This window comes from Clostridium sp. Marseille-Q7071 (assembly GCF_965112025.1).
In genome coordinates, this window is sequence record NZ_CBCOPR010000001.1 from 3,196,748 (window position 1) to 3,223,198 (window position 26,451).

At 28.3% G+C, this 26,451-nt stretch carries 24 protein-coding genes; 7 read left to right on the forward strand and 17 right to left on the reverse strand.

Features of this window, described 5'->3' with window-relative positions:
- Positions 1 to 266: 266 nt before the first annotated feature.
- The 6 genes from ACWPW7_RS15135 to ACWPW7_RS15160 all read right to left on the reverse strand — a co-directional run bounded on the left by ACWPW7_RS15135 (position 267) and on the right by ACWPW7_RS15160 (position 6,192).
- Positions 267 to 722, reverse strand: a complete 456-nt coding sequence (locus ACWPW7_RS15135) for a hypothetical protein (protein WP_454054181.1) — start codon at positions 720 to 722, stop codon at positions 267 to 269.
- A gap of 114 nt (positions 723 to 836) precedes the next feature.
- The gene (locus tag ACWPW7_RS15140) at positions 837 to 2,429 is read right to left on the reverse strand and encodes a sodium-dependent transporter (RefSeq protein ID WP_291560971.1); all 1,593 of its coding nucleotides are present in this window, start codon (positions 2,427 to 2,429) and stop codon (positions 837 to 839) included.
- A gap of 480 nt (positions 2,430 to 2,909) precedes the next feature.
- Entirely contained in the window at positions 2,910 to 3,653 is a 744-nt protein-coding gene (locus tag ACWPW7_RS15145; RefSeq protein ID WP_454054182.1) for a TIGR03943 family putative permease subunit, read from the reverse strand.
- Entirely contained in the window at positions 3,654 to 4,568 is a 915-nt protein-coding gene (locus ACWPW7_RS15150) for a permease (RefSeq protein ID WP_454054183.1), read from the reverse strand.
- Between the two features lie 26 nt (positions 4,569 to 4,594).
- Positions 4,595 to 5,227, reverse strand: coding sequence for a GTP-binding protein (locus ACWPW7_RS15155; protein WP_454054184.1), 633 nt, complete (start codon positions 5,225 to 5,227; stop codon positions 4,595 to 4,597).
- An 11-nt stretch (positions 5,228 to 5,238) separates the two neighbouring features.
- The gene (locus ACWPW7_RS15160) at positions 5,239 to 6,192 is read right to left on the reverse strand and encodes a GTP-binding protein (RefSeq protein WP_454054185.1); all 954 of its coding nucleotides are present in this window, start codon (positions 6,190 to 6,192) and stop codon (positions 5,239 to 5,241) included.
- Between the two features lie 366 nt (positions 6,193 to 6,558).
- Here ACWPW7_RS15160 and ACWPW7_RS15165 point away from each other — a divergent pair, with 366 nt between their 5' ends.
- Positions 6,559 to 7,287 carry a FlxA-like family protein gene (locus ACWPW7_RS15165; RefSeq protein ID WP_454054186.1) on the forward strand — a complete coding sequence of 243 codons (729 nt, stop codon included), beginning with the start codon at positions 6,559 to 6,561 and terminating at the stop codon, positions 7,285 to 7,287.
- A 176-nt stretch (positions 7,288 to 7,463) separates the two neighbouring features.
- Here the strand turns inward: ACWPW7_RS15165 and ACWPW7_RS15170 are convergent, their stop codons facing one another.
- Positions 7,464 to 8,051, reverse strand: coding sequence for a DUF1836 domain-containing protein (locus ACWPW7_RS15170; RefSeq protein WP_454054187.1), 588 nt, complete (start codon positions 8,049 to 8,051; stop codon positions 7,464 to 7,466).
- 455 nt (positions 8,052 to 8,506) lie between these two features.
- Here ACWPW7_RS15170 and trhA point away from each other — a divergent pair, with 455 nt between their 5' ends.
- From trhA to ACWPW7_RS15195, 5 genes are all read left to right on the forward strand, one after another.
- The gene (gene trhA / locus ACWPW7_RS15175) at positions 8,507 to 9,154 is read left to right on the forward strand and encodes a PAQR family membrane homeostasis protein TrhA (protein ID WP_291560955.1); all 648 of its coding nucleotides are present in this window, start codon (positions 8,507 to 8,509) and stop codon (positions 9,152 to 9,154) included.
- Between the two features lie 83 nt (positions 9,155 to 9,237).
- Positions 9,238 to 9,408 carry a hypothetical protein gene (locus tag ACWPW7_RS15180; RefSeq protein WP_291560952.1) on the forward strand — a complete coding sequence of 57 codons (171 nt, stop codon included), beginning with the start codon at positions 9,238 to 9,240 and terminating at the stop codon, positions 9,406 to 9,408.
- 208 nt (positions 9,409 to 9,616) lie between these two features.
- Positions 9,617 to 9,961 (forward strand): DUF2975 domain-containing protein, encoded by a 345-nt coding sequence (locus ACWPW7_RS15185; RefSeq protein ID WP_454054188.1) that lies wholly within the window; start codon positions 9,617 to 9,619, stop codon positions 9,959 to 9,961.
- Between the two features lie 57 nt (positions 9,962 to 10,018).
- A complete protein-coding gene (locus tag ACWPW7_RS15190; RefSeq protein ID WP_454054189.1) occupies positions 10,019 to 10,489 on the forward strand; it encodes a DUF2975 domain-containing protein in 471 nt (156 codons plus the stop codon).
- 10 nt (positions 10,490 to 10,499) lie between these two features.
- On the forward strand, positions 10,500 to 10,718 hold the full coding sequence (locus ACWPW7_RS15195; RefSeq protein ID WP_454054190.1) for a helix-turn-helix domain-containing protein: 219 nt from the start codon (positions 10,500 to 10,502) through the stop codon (positions 10,716 to 10,718).
- An 81-nt stretch (positions 10,719 to 10,799) separates the two neighbouring features.
- On the opposite strand, the gene ACWPW7_RS15200 is transcribed toward ACWPW7_RS15195, so the two are convergent.
- The 7 genes from ACWPW7_RS15200 to ACWPW7_RS15230 all read right to left on the reverse strand — a co-directional run bounded on the left by ACWPW7_RS15200 (position 10,800) and on the right by ACWPW7_RS15230 (position 19,678).
- A complete protein-coding gene (locus tag ACWPW7_RS15200) occupies positions 10,800 to 11,816 on the reverse strand; it encodes a methylcobamide:CoM methyltransferase MtbA (protein ID WP_291560944.1) in 1,017 nt (338 codons plus the stop codon).
- Positions 11,817 to 11,830: 14 nt separating this feature from the next.
- Positions 11,831 to 12,913, reverse strand: coding sequence for a uroporphyrinogen decarboxylase family protein (locus tag ACWPW7_RS15205; RefSeq protein ID WP_454054191.1), 1,083 nt, complete (start codon positions 12,911 to 12,913; stop codon positions 11,831 to 11,833).
- Positions 12,906 to 13,565 (reverse strand): corrinoid protein, encoded by a 660-nt coding sequence (locus ACWPW7_RS15210; RefSeq protein ID WP_454054192.1) that lies wholly within the window; start codon positions 13,563 to 13,565, stop codon positions 12,906 to 12,908. The genes ACWPW7_RS15205 and ACWPW7_RS15210 overlap by 8 nt, the downstream gene beginning before the upstream one ends.
- A gap of 17 nt (positions 13,566 to 13,582) precedes the next feature.
- Positions 13,583 to 14,446, reverse strand: coding sequence for a uroporphyrinogen decarboxylase family protein (locus ACWPW7_RS15215; protein ID WP_454054193.1), 864 nt, complete (start codon positions 14,444 to 14,446; stop codon positions 13,583 to 13,585).
- Between the two features lie 255 nt (positions 14,447 to 14,701).
- Positions 14,702 to 16,429 carry an ASKHA domain-containing protein gene (locus ACWPW7_RS15220; protein ID WP_454054194.1) on the reverse strand — a complete coding sequence of 576 codons (1,728 nt, stop codon included), beginning with the start codon at positions 16,427 to 16,429 and terminating at the stop codon, positions 14,702 to 14,704.
- A gap of 199 nt (positions 16,430 to 16,628) precedes the next feature.
- Positions 16,629 to 17,405, reverse strand: a complete 777-nt coding sequence (ygiD, locus tag ACWPW7_RS15225; RefSeq protein ID WP_454054195.1) for a 4,5-DOPA-extradiol-dioxygenase — start codon at positions 17,403 to 17,405, stop codon at positions 16,629 to 16,631.
- A 149-nt stretch (positions 17,406 to 17,554) separates the two neighbouring features.
- A complete protein-coding gene (locus ACWPW7_RS15230; RefSeq protein ID WP_454054196.1) occupies positions 17,555 to 19,678 on the reverse strand; it encodes an immune inhibitor A domain-containing protein in 2,124 nt (707 codons plus the stop codon).
- Positions 19,679 to 20,241: 563 nt separating this feature from the next.
- Between ACWPW7_RS15230 and ACWPW7_RS15235 the strand changes: the two genes are divergently transcribed.
- Positions 20,242 to 21,009: an SDR family NAD(P)-dependent oxidoreductase gene (locus tag ACWPW7_RS15235; protein WP_454054197.1), complete on the forward strand. Its 768-nt coding sequence runs from the start codon at positions 20,242 to 20,244 to the stop codon at positions 21,007 to 21,009.
- Between the two features lie 204 nt (positions 21,010 to 21,213).
- Here the strand turns inward: ACWPW7_RS15235 and ACWPW7_RS15240 are convergent, their stop codons facing one another.
- The 3 genes from ACWPW7_RS15240 to ACWPW7_RS15250 all read right to left on the reverse strand — a co-directional run bounded on the left by ACWPW7_RS15240 (position 21,214) and on the right by ACWPW7_RS15250 (position 25,886).
- Positions 21,214 to 23,169 carry an endonuclease MutS2 gene (locus tag ACWPW7_RS15240; protein WP_454054198.1) on the reverse strand — a complete coding sequence of 652 codons (1,956 nt, stop codon included), beginning with the start codon at positions 23,167 to 23,169 and terminating at the stop codon, positions 21,214 to 21,216.
- Between the two features lie 1,647 nt (positions 23,170 to 24,816).
- A complete protein-coding gene (locus tag ACWPW7_RS15245; protein WP_454054199.1) occupies positions 24,817 to 25,413 on the reverse strand; it encodes a hypothetical protein in 597 nt (198 codons plus the stop codon).
- 137 nt (positions 25,414 to 25,550) lie between these two features.
- Complete coding sequence (locus ACWPW7_RS15250) at positions 25,551 to 25,886, reverse strand: antibiotic biosynthesis monooxygenase family protein (RefSeq protein WP_454054200.1); 336 nt, start codon at positions 25,884 to 25,886, stop codon at positions 25,551 to 25,553.
- Positions 25,887 to 26,451 lie beyond the last annotated feature (565 nt).

Here is a 26,451-nt window from a genome sequence, read left to right on the forward strand (position 1 = left end):
ATTTTCAGCTTTTTGATGCTTCATCAATGAAGTCAAAGTTATACCTACTGCTCCAACTATGGCTCCCCAAAATACTACTAAAAACAAAATAGCACTACTTTCCATAAAAACTACCTCCAAATTGCTAAAAATAAATTTAAATCTGGAAAATAAAATATTTTTACTAATATATGCTAATCCTCTCTAAATATTTATTAAATATATAATATTTTTTAAAGATACCTAAAACAAAAGAGATAAACATAACGTCTATCTCTTTTCACCACCTATCTCTTTTTATCTACCATTGAGTTAAAAATTTTCTTATTCTTTATAAGGGATGTAAAAGTAGTTATACTTAATATAAACAAAATTATACCCAATATTGAACATATCAATGTTATTACTTTTATAGTTCCAAAGTAAAATCCAATACTTGAGCTTAGCTTTAATATTTCTTTATTTAAATTTGGAATTATATATATAAAATATCTTATCCAAAGCATTGATACTCCTAAAGCTATAGGTATTATACCCATAGCAATTAAATAGCCACTTTTTCTTCTGTTTTTAATTCCTTTAATAGCCATATATATAGGAAGTATAAAAACTATAGCCAATATAGGTCCAAAAAATTGTGGCGACAATGCTATTAGACATGCACTTAATAATGTAAATTGAAGGGAAATATTATAAGCTTTTTTTTGAATAATAATTTTTTCCTCTTTAGATGCGGCTACCATAGGCTATTTCTCCGCCCTTTGATGTCTTAATAATGAAGAAAGTGTTCCTACTATAGCCGTAAAAATGCATCCCCAGAAAAATACTAAGAAAAATATTGCTGTTGTTTCCATAAATTATGCCCCCAATCCTTTCTTGACTATAACTTTATTTGAGTCAATTTCTTTTCCATAAACCTTTTTAATACTTCTATAAGTTCCCACAAATCCTATTATTAAAACTCCTAATATAACCAGTCTAGCACCATTTACCCATGGTACAAGATTCGGTGTGCTTTCAACAAAGCTTGGAATCAATCTAAAATATCCATCTCTTATATAGTTAAATGTGGATCCAATAAGAACTACAAGTATAGTTATTGGAGTTACAAACCTTATAACAACAGTATATACCCATCGTGGAAGCTTCCAATAAGAACCATTGTTAATTCCTTCTGTAAAATCTTCTTTCATAATCCAACCGGTAATTATAACCTCCAAGAGTCCAACTATAACTAATAAATATGAACCTACCCAATTATCTATTTCAGTAAAATATGCCATTACATCCGTCTTTGTTAAAATTGGCTCTAATCCCACAGGTAATCCTACTATAATGTATAATGCAAATACTGCAAAAGAAGCAGCTTTTCTTGAAAGTCCCATATCTTCTGAGAAGATTGTAGTTAAATAATTATACATTGCTATTGCAGATGTAAAACCAGCAAAGAATAATAGCAAGAACCATAGTGCACCAATTATTTGTCCTCCTGACATGTTCATAAATACATTAGGAAGTGCGATAAAGGATAATCCTATACTCTGTTGTATTCCATCCGGCCCCATAAATGCATAAGCAATAGGAATTGCAATAGTTCCACCTAGTATTACTTCTGCAAACTCATTTAAAGAAACAGTAGTCAATGCTGAAAGCACTATATCATCATCTTGCCTTACATAGGATGCATAATTTTGAATTATTCCCATTCCTACTGACAGTGTAAAAAATATCTGTCCACTAGCTGCTAAAGTCGCCTGAAAATTAAGAGCACTCCAGTCTGGTTTCCACAAATAATTTAGTCCCTTTAATGCTGACCACTCAGGATTTACTGGCGATCCAGTAGTTAGCGATTTAATTATCAATATAATTCCAAAAGTATATAGTAATGGCATCATTATTTTTGCCCATGCTTCTATTCCTTTTTGTATTCCCTTTGTTACTGCAAAGGCAAGTACTGATAGGGCTATTAGCCAAAATACAAGAACTTTAGCTGGATCTTGAATGTAACTAACAAAAAATTCTCCAGTACTTTGAATACCTTGATAGGCACCTGTGGCTGTAAAGAAAGAATATCCAAGAGACCACCCAATTATATGATTATAATATGAATTTACAAGTACAGTTACTGCAATAGCAAAAGCTCCACATAAAGCTCCTAAGAATATTGCTTTTTTAGGCTTTAATCTGTCTCTTGATTGTAAGTAAGCCATGTATCCAACAGTGCCATGACCATACCTTCCTCCAATTCTTCCTTGCATCCATTCAACGAGCATTACAGGAATCCCCATTACTAACAATGCAAATATATACGGAAGCATAAATGCTCCCCCACCATTTTTAGCTGCTTGATAAGGAAATCTCCAGAAGTTTCCTAGCCCTATAGCGTTTCCTGCCATAGCTAGAATGAGGCCAAGTTTCGTTCCCCAATTCTCTCTACGATTCTGATCCATAATACTACCTCCTTATAAAAATCTTACAATAATGTTATCAAGATAGCGTTTAAAATGCAATTTAACAATTTATTAATTTCATTCTAAGAATTTTAACTTCTATTCCATATCATCACCTAAAGAAATATTTTATAATTATTATGCGCTTAAATCCTTAATTATTCCTATTTATATGAATTGTATTATTTTTTTATAATCCATCCGTCATTTAAACGTTTTCTTTAAAATTGCAACATTTAGAAAATTATTTGTTAATTTTTTGACTATTACAATCATCTCTTCCTCTTAATTCGCACTAGTTATTAAAAGATTTTATTAAACTTTTACAGTTTCTTTTAAATCCCTCTGTAACCTTTAAAAATTTTTAATATTTTATTTTCTTTAAATTGGCAAAAAATATACTATCCAAATTTATTCGTATTTTTTCCATATTTTCCTTCAAAAGATGCCCTAAATAAAAATAAGCCTTAATTTTAAGACTTATTTAGGATAAACATATTCAACTATAGGTTTTTTAACTTGTTCTATTAAAATTACCTTTAATAATGGTGAATTAAATACTTCTCTATCATATTTACTTATAATGTTATGAATAGTAGCTTCAACTCTTACCCAGCTATCCTTTTGCAACTTATCAGCCTTATCATATTCACATAATATACCATAAATTTCTGCATCTGCTGCACAACAATTCATCACTGGTCTAGACAATAAAAACTGTTGATTTTCAAAACTAGTATTCTTATAAACAAAGCCCTCCACTACTATTTTCTTTCCTTCATAATAATCTAAATTATTAACAATTTCCTCAAAAGTCTTCATAAAGTTTTTTTCATCTATTTCAATTTTTTCTTTTAAATCAATATTTTGTAAACTATTAAAAGAAGAGTATTCGCTATTATTGCTCTTAAAATATTTATATCCCTTTAAATTTGCCATACTGCTATTTATTGTATCAGTTTTTACTAGTGGTATAGATATTAATAAAATAACAAATAAGATATAAGAGTACTTTATCTTCTCTCTTTTTTCTATAGTAAATATTTTTTTAAATTGAAATAAATCTAAAATTATAAGAGATGCTAGTACAAAATACATATATTTAACCATGTTAGGATGGATAAAACTAAAAATTCTTTTAGTATATATCAAGTTTGACAAAGATAAGCTGAAAGATAATAAAATCAAAAACCAAATTACTTCATTCAAATTAAACTTTTTCATTTATACCACCCTCCCTGCAATAAAAATGTTTACTAGACATCCACTAACGAAGCATACTGCAAAAATTAATAGGAGAAGTTTTATAATAAATCCTTTTTTAAAACCACTACTTAACATAAATACATTTTTTATGTCTATCATAGGTCCTAAAATTAAAAATACTACAATAGACCCTAGAGAAAATTGATTTATAAAACTACTTGCTATAAAAGCATCTGCTTCTGAGCAGAGTGAAATTATAAAAGCAAAAGCTCCCATTGCAATTATAGATAAAATACTGTTTTCACCAACCATTAATAAATAATTTCTAGGTATAGAACTTTGAAAAGCTGCTGATATTAATGCCCCAATTATAAGCATTCCACCTATATTACGCAATTCAGCTGAACAATGATTTAATATATTTGATATTTTGCCATTATTATAAAATATATAATCATTACATCCACAGCTACAGAAATTACTAGTGCCATTATCCTTTATAACTTTATCTTTATCTATCAAACCCTCTATTAACAATCCTATAGTTATAGCTACTAAAAATCCTATTCCCCCTCTTAACATTACCATATAAGGCATGTCTTTAAATGCATAATAAGTAGAAGTAAGCACTATAGGATTTACAATTGGTGCAGCTAACATAAAAGTTATAGCTATATTAAATGGTACACCTTTTTTAATTAGTCCTCTAGTAATAGGAACAGTAGCGCATTCACATAGTGGAAAAATTATTCCTAATAAAGCTGCAATTATTGTTCCTAAAAGTTTATTTTTAGGGATTATTCTTTTTATTGTATCCTCTGACACATAAATTTGAATTATTGCTGCTATAAAAGAACCTAATATTATAAAGGGTAACGCTTCTAAAACTATGCTTATAAATATTGTAAAAAATATATCTTTATTATTTATCATTTTCTTACTCCTTATAGATTATGGAACTAATAGTCTTTATTCTTTAAAAATAATGATATTTTTTTAGTCATTCCTCTATCCAATTTACTAAAATTCTCTAATTCTTTTTTAAGATCCTCACTTTTATTAACTGGCAATATAAATCCATGATTATTTATTTTTTCTATAGCAGTTAACAATTTTTTCTTTTCATCTTCACCTAATTCTCCTATATTGTTAATAATTATTAGGTTTGCCCTTTCTAAAGTTGGAACAATGACCCCTTCCATATTATACAAGTATAATAAAAAGTTTCTACCATCTATTATATTAAATATAGTGGTAACACTACTTATTTTAGAAAGCTTTTTGGAATTCAACTTTTCAATTAAAGAGCTTATATTCTCCATACTATTATGTTCAATTATTATTCTATATGGCTTAAACCCTTTAATATATTTTATTAATAGTTCTTCCTTTAAATCATCAAACTCTATTTGTCTTATCCTCAAATTTTTATTTTTTAAGAACTCTTCCTTAATAGCACTATTACCTTTTTCACATTGAATTACTATTACTTTTTCACTGCTCATTAAAGTACTACAAAGCAGTGCATTTATAAAATTAGTTTTCCCTGATGAAATAAAGCCCGTTACTATTTCAATATTGGTTTTTAACATATTTTCACCTACTAAAGTTTAAATAGTTTTTTTAAGTTCTCTTTTTTTAAATTAGCTCCTATAATACATAACCTCCCTGAAAAATCCGGAGTAGTATTTCTAATTTGTAATTCTTCAGGTACATAATCAAACTGAATCCACTTATTATTTTCAAGTTCTAAAATTCCTTTAGCTCTTAATACTTGTCCATAGTTTTCATCATCTAATTTTTTTAATAAAGTTAATAACTCACTTTCTTTAAACTTCCTTGCAGTTACAGTTCCAAAGCTTTCAAAGGTATTATAGGCTGAATGGAAATTTTTATTTATAGCTTTTATATCTTTTGTTGGTTTAGTAATTAAATCTATTTCTTTTAAATTGTTCTCGATAGCCTTTTCACTAATTTCAACTATTCTTTCTCCTCTTAATTTCTCCCATGGTGTAATTATTATGGTAGCTTTTGGATTAATAGTGTTTATGCCTTTTAATATTGAGTTTATTAAGTTTTCTTCTGCCTGACCTGTTCTACTTAAAACTAAAGTTTTTCCATTTTGAATTTGGTCTTTATATATCTTTCCAAAGTTTTCTACATACATCTTATATTTAAATACATCAATTACAGTTATAACCATATTTAGTTTTGCAATACTCTTTAATTCCTTAGAATTAATTATTGAAATTATTTCTGAAAGCTTACCTACTCCTGATGGTTCAATTATCACCCTATTTGGATTAAATTTGCTACAAACTTCTACAAGTGCCTTTTTAAAATCTCCTGATATATTACAACAGATACATCCTGCATTTATTTCTTTAACTTCAATATTAGCTTTTCTTAATATAGTTCCATCAATTCCAACTTCACCAAATTCATTTTCAATAATCACTATTTTTTCTTTATATAAACTCTCACTAACTAGCTTTTTAATTAACATAGTCTTTCCTGCACCTAAAAAACCTGAAAATATATCTACTTTTATAGTCATTTAACTCTCTCCTCATATAAAATTTTTCTTAGATATCCGAAATAAAATAACAAGTTAAAAATGTTCCTCTCTTTTCTATTCTATAAGCCGTTAATCTTCACTAATAGTGATCCTATTGTGTTTTCTGATAAAAGACCATATAAAAAATAGGTTAACCTGCTAGATTATTCTTTTTTTAAGATACCTTATATTAAAATATATATTTATTTATGGGAATCTATACCTTTTATTAGTAAAGTTTCTCTCTCATTTTCCAAATAAAATATAAATGTAAAGTTCACTTCCAAAATATAACTCTTTTATTAAAGTTATTGAAAACTTTTACGATAAGTAATATGAAAAAGAATTAATTGGAGTGGTTACAATATGAACATAAAAGGATTAGATAAAATTTTTACATCCACAACTAAAACTTCATCCCCTATTGATAGTGAAATTAGAGCCTTAGAAGATCAAAAAACTACCCTTATGCAACAACTTTCATTAGATAAAGGGAATAGCTCTTTAGATATGGAAAAAATTAAAGAAATAAATAAGCAAATTCAAAATATCGACAAGGAAATTCAGAAGAAACAAATAGAAAAACTAAAAGAGTCTCAAAAAATTGACAAAAGTAAAGAAAGTATTATTACAAACAGCCTAATCAATGCTAGTAATATGCATACACATGCTACTATTATGAATAATGCCAAAGGCTCACTTAGAAGAGAAATAAATATACTTAAAACCGAGGTAAATTCATCTAAGAAAAAAGATAATGATATAAAAGATGAAAATATAGAAAAGGCAATAAAAAACAAAAATTCTCAATTATTTGATAAATATAGTGGAAAACTTGAAAATAGATTAGAAAAAATAAACAATAAAGTTATAGAAAAAACTGAAAATATAGATCAGCATTTAAATGATGCTATAGAAGAAGCAAATAAAAAAGACATAAGTAATGATGCTGATAGAAAGAAAAGAATAGAAGAAAGAAAAGATAGAGATATAAGGAAAAAGAAACTTAAAGAAGCACAAATCCAACATATTAAAAAGCTAGAAAATATAGTAGAGGATTACGCAGAATTTAAAGTTAATTCTTTAATTAAATAAAACCTGTAAAATAATTACAGGTTTTATTTGAGGAATCTGAAAGAAAATAATAACTTAAAGATGCCAGCATATTTTATATCGTACAATGTGTCGGGCTCAGCTTATAGTAGCGCTATATGCTGTTTCTAACAACACAGTATAGTATGAAATAGAATAATACGCTAATCTATTATTTTTTAAATATGTCTAAAATATTTATCTATTATTTTTTCTGCTAACCGTTTTTGTATATTAGCGCTATTTATTAAACAAAGCACAGTTATTAAAAGCTTTTCATACTCCTCATCACCTTTATCAGATAGCTGCTCTTCAACTTTTGAAATTAAATTATTTATTTGATCTTCTGCTTCAATGGTCTGAAGATCTTTTATATGTAAAAACTTTTTATAGATTTCCTCTAGATTAATCTTTTCCGCCTCTTCCTGCTGCAAATTAACCACCATATCATTAAATAGTGATTTTATATCTAAAATACTTAAATTTTGCTTTAAATTATATATAAGAATCATTAATATTATATGATTTTTAGAATACTTTTTCTTTTTAGCTGGGATTAAAAGCTTATCTTTTGTGTAGTTATTTATCATAGTTTTAGTTAAAAGTTTATCTTCATCATATCGTTTTGAATTAGATAAATTACTTTCAAATAATGTTATAACTTGATCCATATATAAATCAATTGATGGTATTTCTTTAGGTTCAATATGCTCATTAAGATTTAATTCCTCCAGTAATTTTAATATATCTTCTCTATTATAATCCATATTTTTCTCCCTTTTATGAAATTTATGTTTAGTTTATTTTTATATAGAAATAATAAGGTATGTGAAATAAAATAATACTCCAAAGATGTTAGTATATTTTAGGTATATAAAATAAAATAGTTAGTTAAAGATGCAAAATCTATTTTACATCAGACAAGAAGCTACGGTCTACTCATAGTAGCGCTATAAGCAGGTTCCGACGACGCAGTATGATGGAAACTAGGCTAATATACTGGTCTATTATTTTTTTGAAAATGCCTAAGTATTAATATTAATAATTTTTTAGTTATTATAATATATCTTTCCTTTTATAGCAATGAAGAAATCTAGAAAATATTTACTAAAATGAATTTATTTTTTAAAATTGTATGTTTACTTTTACGATTTTATAGTATAATATATACATAACATAGTTTTAAAAACTACGTGCGATAGTTTTGATTAGGAGGTACATCATGTCAAAGAATTTTAGAGAGCCTGTAAGTGGTTTTACTCATCTATTTGGTGCTTTAGTTTCATTAGTTGGTCTAATAGCACTAATTTATAAAGAAATTTATATAGGACAAAATTCCATATTAGGTATGATAGGAGTTGTCATTTTTGGTCTTAGCTTAATATTTTTATATACAGCTAGTACTGTATATCATTTAGCAGTTTCTTCAGAAGGTGTAATTAAGATGTTAAGAAAATTAGATCATTCTATGATTTTTGTACTGATTGCAGGAACCTATACACCTATATGCCTCATTGCTTTAGAATCTTATTGGAGATGGGGATTATTTATTTGCGTATGGCTATTAGCTCTGATAGGAATTGTATTCAAATTCTTTTGGATTGATTGTCCAAAATGGTTGTCTTCTAGCTTTTACGTAGGCTTAGGTTGGCTTGCTCTTGCTGCATTTTCACCACTATCTAAAGTATTACCATTTCAAGGTATGGCATTATTAATTTTAGGTGGAATACTCTATACTGTAGGAGCAGTTATTTACTGCTTAGAGAAAAAGGGCAAAAAGAGAACCTTTGGTGCTCATGAAATTTTTCACATATTTGTTCTCTTAGGCAGCTTAGCCCATTATATTTTAGTTTTTAAATACATCATCTAAAAGATTATCCAAAAATTTTATGAATACCTCCTTTATATATAGGTTAAATTAACATTGTAGTAATTATATAAGGAGGTATTTACATGTCTGATAATAATAAAAACCGTATCAAAGATAGAGAAAAATCTAACGCAGAACTTAGAAAAATGTACCCTAAAGATGGTGCTGATATTGGGATAATTGATGGTAAAAAAATAGGCAGTTATGCCAATAGCAAAGATCATTCTAAAGAAAGAGGAAAAGAATATTATTAAAAAGCATGGTAACCATGCTTTTTTTATTATATACATAAATCCTTTTCTATAAATATCTATATTTCAATATATTTTTATTATATTTTAGTATATTTTTATTGATAAACAATAAATTATTTGATATTATATTTTTGAGAGGTGAGAGTTATGAATAAAAAAATCTCAAAAATATTAACAAAAATAGAACCACTAACATCCTTTAGTTTCTATGAATATACAAGAATGTTTAGATTTTTTTCCAGATTCAATATTTATCATAATTTCAACATTGATTATGTATAAAATGAAGGTTATCACAAAAAACTTTAAAAAAGAAGATTTTTTTAGCCTCGAAAATATTCGTGCTTTTAAATCTATAGGATTGTTTTCTGCATGCTCTTTTATTATCTATCAAATCTTATCTTCACTATTTCCAAATATCATGCTTAGCCAATACGGCTCTCTTAAAATGCTTAGTATGGTATTCTTAATATTTGGTACATTCTCTTATGTATTAGCTGAAACCTTTAAGATTGCTCTTTCGACAAAAGAAGAAAATGATTTAACTATTTAAAATAAAGTTTAGTAATTAAAGTAAATAACTAAAAAATTTAAATAAGGAGATAATTCTATGAATAAAAGAAGTTTAACTGTATTAACAATAATATTAAGTATAATTTTTGTAATTGGTTCTCTTGCGAGTTTTTCAATGATCTTCAATGTAATTTTTGCTCTTAATCATTTAGCTATGCTAGACTTTTTTCTTGCTTTAGGCTTTTTAGCTTTTAGTTTGATTTCAACAGTAGTTGCATACAAATTAAAACTTGTTGTAAAAAACATAAGAAATGGTGATTGTTTCAATATAAAAAATAGTCATTACTTTAGACATATTGGACTATTATCCCTAATTTTTTCTATTTTTTATGCAATTATAACCTATCCAACTCCATATCAAGGAAATCTTCAACTTATATCTACTAAGTATGGTTCTTTAAAACCAACCTCCTTTGCATTTTTAATTTTCGGATTATTATCTTATGTATTATCTGAGATCTTTAAACTTGCTTTTTTAACAAAAGAAGAAAATGATTTGACCATTTAGGAGGATTTATATGCCTATTATAGTAAATTTAGATGTTATGATGGCAAAACGGAAGATTAGTTCTCAAGATTTAGCAGCCAAAATTGGGATAACTCAAGCTAATCTTTCTATTTTAAAAACAAACAAAGCCAAGGCTATACGTTTTTCTACTCTTGAAGCTATATGCAAAGTATTAGAATGCCAGCCTGGAGATATATTGGAATATGTAGAAGATGAAAATGAGGATTAATTTTTAAAGTAAAAAGGTGTTAGAGAATTAAGCTAACACCTTTTATGTGGTTTAAATAATATTTTAGATTACTTTGGATATTTAACTTTCTTTTGCTACTTCTACCATGGTCTTAATATTTTTAAGCGGCGTAGTTATTCCTAACCCACAGGCAGGTGACAATATGTCCACTCCATTTTTTATACAATGACTGGATATATTTTTTATTAAGTCACATTCTCCATTAAATAGAGTAAGAGTACTTACATTTCCCATTATTGCTTTTCCCTTAACGTTTTGTTTAACCTCTTTCACACTGGTTATTGAATCGAAACTTATAGCATCGCATTTTAGGTTTTGTAAGTTTTCATAAACACTTTTTAATTTTCCACATATGTGAACTATTATTCCACCTTTAGCGTATGGTTTTAAAGCTTCAACTATTTTATTTATATACGGTATTGCAAATTCGTTAAACAACTTTGGCCCTAATATTTCACCAGTACCGCTTGGGTCTGATATTGCAAGTATTTCTGCTCCAGCCTCAAGTTGAGCTTTACCAAAACTTATTAAATTTTCAGCAATTACCTCCATATATTTATGAGCTTCTTCTTTCTTTCTTACTAGTTCCTTATAAAAAACTATAGGATCCATAATTGAAGAAGCTAAACTTATAGGGCCTGTTATATTGGCTACAATTGGTATTTCTAAATTCCTTTCTGAAAGAATCTTTATAGCATCTATCACTACTTTTGTTCTTCCAGAATTAGAATCTATATTTTTCAATTTTTCATATTCAGTAACAGAATTAATAACATAGTCTGTTACTCTAGGTTCTGTAGTCTTATCTCCTAGAGAAACTCCTGCTCCCATAGATTCTGCCTCTACAGTCATGCAAAACGGAACTCCGCAGTTTTCAAATCCTCCATTTTCATACATACTATATGCTAAGTTTGCCATTAATTTTGGATTAGTATGAGCATCTGGCCACTTTATTTCTGTTATATCCATCAAATCTTCTATTATCATATTCATCATTCCACCAGGGCATATACAAGGTGGTCTGTCTACTTTTTCATTTTTTAATACTTTAAATAATCTCTCTTTTGACGTTAACATTTAGCTTTACCCCTTTAATATCTATCTATACTTAAAAGATAATCTATTTTTTCCTCATCTATAGGCCATCCTATCTCTCTAGCAGCATCCATCATAGCATCTATATTTTCTACTGGAGTCTCTACAGGCAGCCCACAGCCAGGCATTACCATATAACCTTTAGGATTTTTATGTGCAATTTTTATCGAATTCAATACCGCTTTCCTAACATCTTCTCTGCTACCAGAATACATTATGCTAGAAGGATCGATATTTCCCATTACCTTCATTCTATGTCCAACATTATTGACACAATTTCTAAGGCTAGCTACATTATCTATACTAACACCATCCATACCCATCTGTGCTAAATCTCCCCAAATATCTTCAGTTTGTCCACAAATATGTATGGATACTCCTCCGCATCTTTCCTTTATAAATTTACTAAAGGTTTTAATGTAAGGATATGCATACTCTCTAAAATGTTTAGGACTTATAACAGTACAAGATGACATAGGTTCTGCAATAGTAACACCTACCCCTTGTTTAATAGCCTCTTCTGTAAATCTCAAGCAGCTTTCTAAAGATATTTTGCATAATTTATGAACAGCATCAGGATTTTTTATCATGAGTCTAGTCATTTCTTTTACACCTATGAGAAAAAAAGCACTAGTAAAAGGGCCTACAATTAATGTACTAACAGGCACCTCTTTCCCAATTCTATCTTTAACTATTTTCATTGCTTCTATTTGAATAGCTAATCTACCATCTTTATAGGGATTAACTATATTTAAATTTTCTATATCCTCTACCTTATTTATTGCTGGTTCTAAAAGATCCACCGTACCATCTTCAGGATATTTCATTTTTGCTCCCATAGCTTCTGAAAGTATAAATAAATCTGTAAAAATCTTAGCGCCATCTCCACCAAATCTATTATAAGTAGCTATTACTGCATCTGCTAATGCCTTTGAGTTATGATTGAATTCTGAAATTTTACATCCTGATATTCTTGCTATACCATTAGAAAGATTAGGATTACATTGAATTCTATCTACCTCCTGACCCTTAGATAATGCAATAGCTCTTTCTAGCGCTGTCATTTTATCTTTATACATTTAAAACTTTCCCATTCACAAGATTTTTTGCAATTCTAGCAGCTCTAGAAGCTTCTGGAGCATAAGCATCAGCGCCTATTTTATCTGCAAAATTTTGTGATATAGGACCTCCACCTACCATAACCACTACATCTTCCCTTATTCCTTCCTTCTTTAACAAATCTATAACTACTTGCATATTATCCATAGTAGTGGTCATAAGAGTAGACATTCCTACTAAATTGGCATTAAAATTTTTAGCTTTGTTTACAAATTCTATAGGAGGTACATCTCTACCTAAATCTAATACTTCAAAGCCGTTAGTTTCTAGCATTATCTTAAAGAGATTTTTACCTATATCATGAGTATCGCCTTCCACTACTCCAACTACTGCTCTTAAATTATTCTCACTACTTTCACTTTTCAGATGTGGCCTTAAAACGTCAAGACCTACATACATAGCATCAGAACACATTAAAAGTTCCGGTATGTAGTACTCTCCTTCTTCATATAATTTTCCTGCTTCCTGCATTCCCATAGCTAGTCCTTCATTTATTGCTTTAAAAGGATCCATTTCATCTTCTATGCACTTTTCTGCTAAGACTTTAGTTTCATCCTCCTCCATATCAACTACACTTTGTTTTAAATCAAGTATTAAATCTCCATCATACATAGTTTCTCATCCCTTCTTTATTTTAAAATTATCTCATATGCTAAGGGTTCCTTTAATAACTTATTAGTATTTTTTATACATTGTCCCCCTAAAGCTTTACTGGAGTTTCTTTCATTTAATATATTTATTATTCCTTCTCCATAAGTTAGATTATTATCATATTTTATTGGATTAAAAGCAATAAAATCATTATTATATAAACTTAAAGAAGTTAATCCACATACATGAATTAAACTATTATCAATAACTTGTTGAAAATTTCTGATTATATTACAAGTACTCTTACCACTATAATTTAAGTATATATTTTTACCTACAATAGACTCTACTCCACTAGAATCTCCATAAGATATTATGTTAGCTCCTCTTTTAACTCCTTCTTTTATATATTCTAAAATTCCCTGCTCTACCTTCTTTATTATTTCTAAAGCTTTATGTTCATCTTTTCTTAATAGTTTATAAAAAATTCTTGGCTCCATTATAGAAGTTATAACCGTAAAGGTTCCTTCTACTTTTAATGCTACATATGGATTTTCAGCTTTAAGTTCTTCTATACTGTCTAGTACTTCCTTTACCCTACCTAAGCCAAAATTAATTGTCTTTAAATTATCTATTTCATCTAATGAATTTATAGCATATTCCTTAACCCTCGGAAGGTATTTATGATCTCCTAAATTTACCTTTGCTCCAAGTGCCTCTGGTAATACAGTCATACAAAAGGGTAAAAAACATATATTATCTTTTTTATAAATTTTAAGTTCTTTTGATAGCCTTGTCATAGCTGTCTTCTCACTATATGCCTCTGGAAAGCTTATTCCTAAGTGTAAAATTTTCTCAGGTATATGTTCATTATCATCTCCTGAGCATTTAAATTTGTTCAATTATAACACCTCCTTATGTTTTAATGCACAATTTATACAATGGACAATTGACGATTGACAATGGACAATTAAGGAGGAAATTATTTTTAGACAAAATAATTTCTTTAACAGATTTTTAATTAGCAATGTAATTGCTAGCTATGTGGCGAACACTGTTCGCCGCTACAGAATCAATTTAGAATTTCTCAGGAATAACTGAGAAATATCCACAATTGTGAATAGTGAATTCTTCATTGTGAATTGAATTTTAACAGTCTAATTAAAATTTAAAGCTTCTATAAAATACTTTTGAAAATAGTCTTTACTGCTTAAATCTACTACTTCTACTTTATCTTTTATGTCCATCATTTCTAAAAGCTTGTCTTTATTTAAAAGTGATAATTTTGCACCTTCTACAGAAGAATTACCTACAAATTTTATATCTCCTTTAAAACCACTAGGTATTATACCAACAGTTCTTATACTTTCTTCTTTAAGATGATATCCAAAAGAACCAGCTATAATTGCATGTTCTATATTTTCTATAGAATCATCTACTTCTTTTAAAAGCATAGTTATTCCAGAAGCTATAGCTCCTTTAGCTAGCTGTATTTGTCTTATATCCTTTTGAGAAATGTAGATATCCTCTGTTATATAAAATTTTTTATCTTTAAATCTTTTTTTTATATTTTCTGGAATATTCTTAGAGAATCTTCCACTTGGTTCTATTATTTTAGCTTTTATAAGACTAGATGTTATATCTAAAAGTCCGCTTCCACATATTCCTCTTGTCCTACTTCCCCCAATGGTATCATAGCTTATATTATAGTTTTCATCTAATTCAAACTTCTCTATAGCACCACTTTCTGCTCTCATACCACAGCTTATATTCATTCCTTCAAGTGCAGGACCTGCTGCAGTAGATGTTGAGTAGAGTTTACCATCCTTAAGTAAAACCATCTCACCATTAGTACCAATATCTATAAATATTACAGATTGATACTTATTTATATCTATAGCTACTATCCCAGCTACAATATCTGCCCCAACATAAGAAGATATGGAAGGTAATAAAGTAATTATTCCCTTAGGGTTTATCTTAATATTTAACTCCTTAGGTCTTAAATCAATCTTATCTAAGAATGTGGCTTTATAAGGTGCTTTTGCTATAGATTCTGGATTTACTCCTGCTAATATATGTAGCATTGTAGTATTAGCTGCTATGTTTAAATTGTATATATCATCTCTATTAAATTTTTCGCCTATTAATTCTTTTATAAGTTCATCTATTTTTTCTATTATTACTTCTTGAAGCTTGTCCAGACCGTTCTCTTCCTGCATGGTAAAACTTATTCTAGAAATAACATCTCCTCCAAAGATAGTTTGAGGATTTAAAGTAGAAGCTTTATTAAGTATACTCCCATTTTCTAAATCTAAAAGATATGCGGATATCCCTGTCGTACCTATATCTAAAGCTATACCTAGTATATTTTTATTTTCATTAAATAAATCTATAATGATATCTTCAAAAGTTACAACATAAAGATCCTCTTCTTCATATTTTCTAAGGTCTCCTATCTTTTTTATAATATCCATATCTTTTATATTAAAACTTGTACATTCCATGGAACATTTGTATTCAGCTTTTTTTATATTTTGAAACTTTTTCTTCTGTAATCTACTGCTTATATCTACATCTATAGAATAACCTTCATTTATAGTCTTCAAACCCTCTTTTTCATTTGTTAAAAACTCTACTGTAATATCTTCTTCTATTTTAGTAGTACAAGCTAATCTCTCATTAGCATTTGTTAAAAACTTTTTTTCTTCATCTTTAGGCTTCGATTTTATTCCATATATTTTCACCTTGCATTTTCCACATATGCCCTTAGAATTACAAGGTGTTTCCAACTTAAAACCATTTTTTCGTATAACATCTATAAGTAGACTTTCATTTTCTACCTCAATTTCTTTATGGTATTGACTAAAGTAAACTTTGTGCATATTTTCCTCCCTCTAAAAGCTTTTCATCTATTATTGTATTTTCAAACTTATCTCTATACAATGAATATACTATAATGTAATATAACTACTAAGTTCTATAGGATTTTATAATAATACTATAAATAAAAAAACATACTCACTTAACGTACATAAATGAGCATGTTTTTTATTTTTAAAATACTGTTAGTACAAAACTTCTTTATCCTATTTGTATGGTTCTCATTGACATAGAACCGTTTTGTATAGATTCATGTATAAATTTAACCTCATCATTTTCTTGTTGCATAGCTGCAATATATAATAATGGAAGATAGTGTTCCTTCGTTGGAACTGATAACTTAGCAGCCATGCCCATTTGATTATATTCTATTAATTCTTTATGATCTTTATTTTTTATAGCCTTTGCAACGTATTCATCAAATTCAATAGCCCAATCAAAGGGCTTTGAGTACATATCATAATTAATCATCCTTAGATTATGAACAATATTTCCACTGCCTATTATTAATATTCCTTTTTCTCTTAACTTATATAATTTTTTGCCTAAATTATAGTGATATGTTTCATCACCCAATAAGTTTAAACTCAATTGAAATACAGGTATATCTGCATTAGGATATATATGAGTAAGTACTCCCCAAGCTCCATGATCTAGTCCCCATTCATTGGTTCTTTTAATATCTTCATCTTTCAACTCTTCAACAATCATATCAACATAAGCTTTTCCACCTTTTGGATTGTATTTTATATTGTATAATTCTTCTGGAAAACCATAAAAATCATAAATTTGTTTTGGCTTATCGTCATAGGTAATAAAAGTTCCCTTTGTTTCCCAATGAGCTGAAATAACCATAATAGCCTCTGGCCTTTCCATATACTTTCCTAATTCTTCAAGTGATTCAGTATATGAATTTTTTAAGATTGCATTCATAGGACTTCCATGTGCAATAAATAGGGCTGGTAATCTATTCACCATAAAATTCACCTCCTAAATTTATATAATTATTATTTCCAAATATTTAAGTATAAAATTCAAGAGATTGTATGATAATCTTAATGAATTTAAATAATAATTATACTCGTTAATGTTATTTAAATCTGCAGATAAAGTGTTTTTTATACCATTTAGGATTTAGAAATAACGTTAAATTCTCCATCAGTTAATTTTTCTTTATTAGCAGAATTTCCAATGATGTTTTCATAATCTACATTATATATTATTTCTACCCTTTCTTCTCTATCCTGTAAAATAATATATCTTGGTTTCCAATTTCCTAATTTAAAATTATCTTCAACATTTAATTTTCCTACATATTTACCTTTAACTAAGCACAAATCAATCTTTTTTTCTTCTTCAAATTCTTCAGTATTATTTACATAGCATAAAACTGCTTCTTTTGCCGGATTATCTATATCTGTTTCTAAGGTAACTGTTACAGTTGCTCCTGATTTAAATACTTTTTTATCTAATGATATGTTCTGAATAAAATCAGAAGTTATACCCTCTTTTAATATCTTCCTTTCAGTAAAATTATTATCTCCTTTTTTCCTAACTATATGGATTTTTCCCACAGTTCTATCTTTACTCTCCCCTGTCACATAAACTTTAAGTCCATACTGTGGAAGTATTCTGCCAGCTTCTTTTATTCCTTTATTGGAATAATCTTTACTATCGTCAAATATAGGGTTCATAAAAATAATATTATCTGAAGTGGTTTTACCTGGCTTATTTTTTATATTATCTACAAAGATTTTTTTACTCTTTTTTAAACTAAAAGCAGCATCGTGCACATGATAAGTTGATGAAGCTTTTTCAACCTCTTCGCCAGTATTAGCGTCACTCCATATTATTAAATGTTGATCACTATCTACTACTCCTATAAAACTATATCCCGGATGTACTTCAACATCATTATCTTTATTTCCTGTTAAATATCCAAATTTATCCTCTTCTAAATAATTTTCATCTACATACCATATCAGAAGACCTGGATCATAGAACACTTGTCCCCCCTCTGTAGATGACAATCCTCTATCTGTTCCTTGATGGTTACGCCACTCAATAAGATAGTATTTATCCTTTTCATTTCTATCATAGGCATTTTGTTTAGGTAAATCTATTCTAATTAATTGAGTATTTTCCCCTTTTTTGCTTGCTTCATCTAAAAGAAAATCTAATCCCTTTTCATCTATCTCCTCTAACTTTAGCCTAGTTTCCTTAACCCAATTGCCACCATATTCATCTTGTAAATATTTTTTGCACCAAGGGCTAAGTCCAGTAGGATCAGCTCCACCACTTATTCCAGCCCAACTACCACTTGCCATAACAGACCAATATCCAACAGGGTTATCTCCTCCATTATCTGTTACATTATATTCATCTGGAAGCCCCAGTACATGTCCATATTCATGAGCTAAAACTCCTATTCCTGCATCCTGTGGAACTATCATATAATCATAAATACCAATTAAATTTCCATTAATATCTTTCTTCATATATGGTGCATGTTCACTGATAGCATTTCTATGAGACCAAATAGCATTTTCTCCTAATGTTCCTCCATCTACTTCTTCACCTTTTCCTGCATGTATAACAATTAGATAATCAATTATTCCATCTGGTTCATCATAATCTCCATCTTCATCCATATCTAGAGGATCCTTTATATCATATTCACTTAAATCAATATTTTTATCATTACAAACATTATCAAAAGCTTCTCTTATTAAGGAAGTAACATTACTATCTCTAACATTTCTATATGGTTTTCCATAATACTCTGCACTATGCTTTGCTTTATACCAACCAGCTACTCCACCTTCTATATTAAAGCTCCCTCCTGATTGCTCATTATAATATTGCTTCATAGTAAAAAGTTCTTCACCTTTGGGCCCAATATAAGTTTTATCTCCAAATATCATATCTTCATAGTGTTTTTTAGACCAATCTTTAAAGTCTCTCGGTGTTTCTTCCTTCTTTATATCTTCATGTGTGTAATCAGGAAATTCCATTAATATTACTAAAGGTTTTACCGTGGTTTTTTTACCATTCCAAGTTCCCTGTAATTTTATAGGTTGTACACTATCACCGAAATTAATATTTGTTTTTAATTTACTTTCTATATTTTCAGTGATATTTTCTTTATTGATAACTGATGATGCAGCTTGATAAGCATATGTATTATTACTAACTAGTTCTATTACAATTACTAATATCAAGAAACTTCTTATTAACATATTACCCTTCATTAATCTTTCCCCCATAACTCAGTTTTTTACAAATTTATTTATAGCTTTAAAAATACCTAATATGGATATATCACGACATATTATTGGTATATTTTATCATTTATTCATAATACTTCATATAAAGATTTAACTTTTTTATAGAAATTTTTCTTCTATAGTAATTTATAATAATATATTGTTAACTTATATTTTTAAAACATAACTTTCTAAATACCACTTGCGAAAATATTGGATAAATAATAAATGCTCTAGGTGGAAATAACTTTGACGTAGGTCCAACTCTTACAAAACAAAGTTTATATAGAGATTAGTTATTTTAAAATTGGAAAAATACGATAATATTTAGGCACTTTCCTCATGAACTTTAGCCAGAATTGAAAGTTATAAATAATCTCAGCGTAATTTACACCATGAGTATATTAATATATTACAGAAAAGAGATATTTTAATAAAAATAGGTTCAATAATATTTTCATCTTATTCACAAATAAAGTAGGACTTTTAATAATAATGATGTATAATAATTTTATAAAAATTTTATTAAAGATTAAGGAGATGTTGCGATGAGAAATTTATTTGATTTAACAGGTAAAGTGGCAATTATAACTGGGGCTTCTAGTGGAATAGGAGTTCAACTTGCTAAAACTTTTGCAGATCAAGGCGCTAGCGTGGCAATACTTGCAAGGAGATATGAAAAATTAGAAGGTTTATCTAAAGAAATTGAAGCTATGGGCGGAAAAGCCTTCCCAGTGAAATGTGATGTTACGAGAGAAGAAGATGTAATTAAAGCAGTAGCTGCTATTATTGATAAATTTGGTAAGATTGATATATTGATTAACAATGCTGGAGTAGCATCTGCAGGTTCTGTAGAAAATATAGAAGAGGTTGAATGGGATAGAGTTATGGATGCTAATGTTAAAGGTGCATTTTTAATGTCTAAACATGTTGTAAAACATATGAAAGAAAGAAAATATGGAAAAATAGTTAATGTTGCTTCTGTTTGTGGACTTATAGGTAGCAAAAATGCTCCTCTTCATGCATACAATGCGTCAAAAGGTGCAGTAATCAATTTAACAAGAGGTATGGGAACTTCCCTAATTCAACATGGAATAACTGTAAATGGAATTGGACCTAGTCTTTTCAAAACAGAGATGACAGAAACTTCATTATATAGTGAAGACTATTTAAAAATGTATAATGCAGTTTGTCCAGCAGGAAGACCAGGAAATACTGATGAGTTAGATGGTGCAGTTATCTACTTTGCATCAGATGCTTCTAGCTATACAACTGGTCAAACATTATTTGTCGATGGCGGTTTGACATCAGTTTAATACTATTGGCTAATAGGTTCTAAATACTAAAAATAAGAGTTTAAAGATATTTTTAAGGCATAATTATTGCCTTATCTCTTTAAACTCTTAATAATTTAGTATATTAATTTTACGTAGATAAATAAAATTAGGTTTCACTTATCCAATTTATACATTTAATATGATACTGTATATTATCTCACTTAATCCTATCAGTTCAAAGCTTTAAATTTCCTCAGTAGCATCTATCAAAAGTCCTTTTACATGTTTCTTATTCATTAGTTTATCTTTTTTTCTGTAATCTTTACTTTTAAAAACAATGTCTAAATCATATTCTTCAGGATAAAGTTCTTCTTTATCTATATAAATAGATAATCTCTTTTTATTAATTTTAATTTTCTTTTTCATCACCATAACGCCATATTCGCCTTTGGAATTTTCTCCTTCGCAAATTATTCCCGTTCTATTCATAAAACTAATATATACACAATCTCCAATATTAAAACTTAATTTTGTATCTTTAATTTCATTAAGTTTTTCTCTTTTTTCAGCTGACTTTAGTTTTTCAACTTTTTCCTGATGAATTACTAAATCTTTTTCTTTCTTAATTACATTCTCATTCTGCTCCTTATATTCTAAATAAATTTTCTCTTCCTTATAAGTTACAGCATGAGCTCTTTCAATTATACCTTTATCCATGCCAAGTCTTAGTGCAATTAAAAATGCATTACTTTCTCCAGCTTTGCCAATATTAAGTTTATATAATGGCTTAAGAGTATTAATATCAAATTCCATTGAACCATTTATAAATCCTATATGGTTTTGTGCAAAATCCTTTATTTCACTATAATGAGTTGTGGCACAAATTACTGCTCCCTTTTTGTAGAGTTCTTCAAGTATAGCTACAGCTATGCCCATACCCTCACTAGGATCTGTTCCTGATCCAACCTCATCTAAAATTACTAAGCTATATTCATCTGCACAGTTTAATATACTTATTATATTTTTGATATGAGACGAAAAGGTACTAAGATTTTGTTCTATACTTTGACCATCACCAATATCAACTAGCACTTCTGCAAATACTCCAACTTCGCTTCCTTTAGCTACTGGTATATGAAGTCCTGTCTGAGCCATTAAAGTCAGTAGCCCTACTGTTTTTAAAGCCACTGTCTTTCCTCCTGTATTTGGTCCTGTAATAATTACCCCTTTATAATGTTCTCCTGCTATAAAATTTAGTGGAACGGCATTCTTGCCTAATAATGGATGCTTAGCATCTTTAATATTTATATAGTTTCTATTATTAAATCCAACTTCTCTTCCTTCTATAGCTTTGCTATATTTTCCTTTTGCAAAAATATAGTCATAGTTACTCATAACTTCTATATTTATTTTTATTTCCTTTATATTATCACAAACAAGATTAGTCAAATTGGATAAAATTTTATATATTTCTTTTTCTTCTTCAAACTTTTCAAAGTCTAATTCATCCTGTATTTTTTTAACCTCTGCTGGCTCAACAAAAACTGTAGAACCACTTTGAGATCTATCATGGATGTTTCCATCCATATCATTTTTATATTCGCTTTTTATAGGGATTACATATCTGCCATTTCTTTGACTTACTAAAGAATCTTGAAGGTATCCTTTATATCTTTCATTTCTCAATACACTGTCCAATTTACTTTTAATTTTATCCTCTAAAATTATAATTCTCTTTCTTATTTTATAGAGTTTAGAGGTTGCTCTATCATCTACTCTTCCTCTTACAATAGATTTTTCTATTTCTTCTCTTAATCCACCTAGTTCAGAGGTTGATAATGCATATAAACTTATAGTTGGCGCAACCTGTTCTTTATCTAACATAAATCTTTTCAGTCTTTTTATTTCCCTAAGGAGTTCAGAAATCATATCCAAATCTTCTGGTGAAAGAATCATTCCTTTTTCAATCTTCTCTCTTACTGCTTTAATACCAGTTAAGCTATGAATTGGCACACTTGAGTTTATATCAACTATAGCTCTAGCTTCCGTGGTTTCCCTCATATTTTTCCTAATTATATTTATATCCACATAAGGTTCTAACTTTTCAATTCTTTCCTTAGCCATATCTGATAGTGCATATCCTTTTAATAATTCTTTTATTTTGTTATATTCTAATAATTCGATTGCTTTATTATTCACTTTTAATTCCTCCATTTACTCATTTCTCTTAATCGTTTAAAACTTTTTTTGTTATTTTATATTGTGAATAATAAGTCCTATCAACCTATTTGTAATCTTACTGTGTTATAAAATATTTATAATTACTTATTAACTTAGTAAATGTGATTCTTTTAGATGCTCTATATAATTATTTAAAAATTTTCCTTTAAAACTTATAATGTTATAACAAAAGGCTATAAGTAAACAAACGTTCACTTATAGCCTAAAATTTCGTCCTCTTTATATTTAGAATTATCTTTAACAAAGAAAATCATCCATAAATAAACTACAATAACTGAAAAACCTTAGCTAAATATATAATTAAATACTAACAAATTATATGCTAATAGCAAAACATAGTTTTTCATAATAGTGTATTGTTTATATGAATAGAATTTCTTTATGGAACCTAATTCTAAAATGGCGTAAAAAAACCGAGCATTAGCCCGGATTATTACCTCTCTAGACATCTTAAACAAAATAATTAATCAAAATACAGATAGCATACCTTACGTCATACAATTAACAATGAACTAAAATACACTAATATATTGACTATTTATTTACTAATGTCCTATATCAAGGAGAATGTGAACCCCGTTCTACTAAGTTTAAGTCTAAAAAATTTTACAACAAATAAACCTACTAAAATAGGTCAATTTTAAAATTTCTAAAGACTCACTATTCAATTACTTAGTTTAGAACTATCGCACTCATAAAAATCTCCTCTTCATTTTATTATGAAACCATTTTATCATTTATTTTTATACTATTCAATAAGTATTTTTTTGATATAGTAAAATTAGCTATATATACCACCCCTAAATTTGATCTATCCCTGAAAATAATTAACACTTATTGGTATTGCCACTAATACTACTAAATTCAAAATTCACAGTTCATAATTCACAATTTCGGATATTTCTCAGTAGTAACTGAGAAATTTAGAACTGACTAACTGTAGCGGCGAACAGTGTTTACCACTACAATAAAACACTAGTAAATGTAGCCTATCCATAGTATTAGTTAAATTTATTAGTATTGTGCCGAGCTATACTGCACCTCAGGGGAACCCTAAAGGGCTTCACCACTGTTCCCCAGAGGTGGAAAACTAACAATTGTGCTACTAGTTAAAAAATCTATTAAAGGAATTATTTTTGTTAAAAATAATTTCCACATTAATTGTGCATTTTGCATTGTGAATTGTGAACTAAAATACCCCAGAGTATACATTAAGTTTGAAGGCAATTTATCTATAGTAATACAATATAAAAACTCGATTTATGCTAGTTAGCTTTTTCTACTTCTCTATTCTTTCATAGTTATTTAGAGTTATTAAGCTATTTAAAGTAAGCACTCCTATCCATTCATTATACGCTGGTTTTAGCTCATCAATATATATACTTTCTCCCCAAGATGGATTTATTTTTTCTTCCCCTTCTAATTCTTTAATTATAAAGTCTAAATTATTTTCTATTTTAGACTCTTTTATTTCAAATTTACAATTTCTAGGACTTTCAACGAAATCTAATGGTTTTGGTATATACTCCTGCCACTTTCTTTCATCATATATAATTACCTGTTCTATAGCTATTGATATTCTTTTTTCCAGCCTTTGTTTTAGTTCTATAGGTAAAACTTCGTATAATTCAATATAACAAAAATTTCATGTTCTGAACTAAAATTCTCTTTATCTTCAATATGCTTTATTGCAAACTCTATTAAATCATCTACTTTTAAAGTTTTTACATATTCTCTATATTTATATAAACATGCAATTATTTCAGCTGAAGGATTTCCCCAAATTTTATCTATTATTGTCATATTCTCTTCTTCGTTATAATGCCACCAAGGAGCATGAGGAAAATTATTCACTTCCTTTGAAACTGAAAACCATCCATTTCTTTCTTTATCGTATGAATACTCTAAATAATTTATTGCTTTTTTTATCATTTTTCTTGCTTCTTCAAGGCTATCTATTTTTGATAAATGCCTAAGCCCTACAGATGTTGCCATTGGAGAAGAATATGGTAATCTTATATCTGACTCTACTCCATGTCCAAATCCACCATCTTCATTTTGAAATTTCTTCAACTCACATAATACCTTTTCCACATCCCCATTATGAAAATAAAGGTCAAAGATTGCTGTCTCTAATGGTCGAGCATACTTTTTCATGTTTTCAGAAACACCTCTGAAAGACTCTTTACTTAACTTTTTCATTTAAAAATTCCCCCATAATTTTTATTTATCATATTTAAAATTAAGGCTATGTTAAAGAATAGTGTTAATAATATAGAATATTATAAGAGAACTCTTAAAAAGAGTTCTCTTAATTCACACTTTAAAAAGTATATGAACTAAAAAGTACTATCAAAATAATTATCATTTTCTACCTTACAAATTCGTATCATATATTTTGAATACCACATTTTCTTTCCGATTTCCTTTGCTTTCATGTGCGAAACATTGCATTTCCACTCATTAATACTCTCTAAAGAATCCCAATATGATATTGTTGTTCCAAATCCTTCTTCATCTCTGACACTTTCTGCTCCTAAAAAGCCCTTTTGTTTAGAAACAATATTAACTAGCTCATCAGCTACTTCCCCATATCCATTATCATCTAAAGTTCTTATAGATGTAAAAATAACTGCATAATAAGGAGGTTTAGGTGTTTTCACTATTTTGCTCATATAAAATAACCTCCCATTGAAAATTAATATATTTATAATATGTTCAATAATTGTAGCGTAATAGATTACAATTGTCTATTAAAATAACTATTTAAATACATCTTATGTTAAGGTTCAACGCAAGTAAGTGTACCATTAAGCATTGCTAATAATCTATTTAAATACATCTTATGTTAAGGTTCAACTTGGATTATTTGTTCTTCCTTTTTCTATATTCCTTAATATTTAAATACATCTTATGTTAAGGTTCAACTAATTTGTGTGATGATATAATGGCTTATTTGATAGCATTTAAATACATCTTATGTTAAGGTTCAACCATTGGATTCAAGCCATTCTTTATTTTTATGATATCATTAAAACCATTGAAAATAAAAGGCTTATCTAAAATTTTCCCAACCATTTTATGTTTTTTAAAAAAATAATAAAAAACTTCCCTTAAACCTTGAATTTTCAATAGGTTAAGGGAACTTTAATTTTTAAGATGGTTGGGAAAATTAATCTTCATATATAATAAAAATTACCACTTGGTATCTTTTTAGATTAACATCTCTTCCTAGGCTTT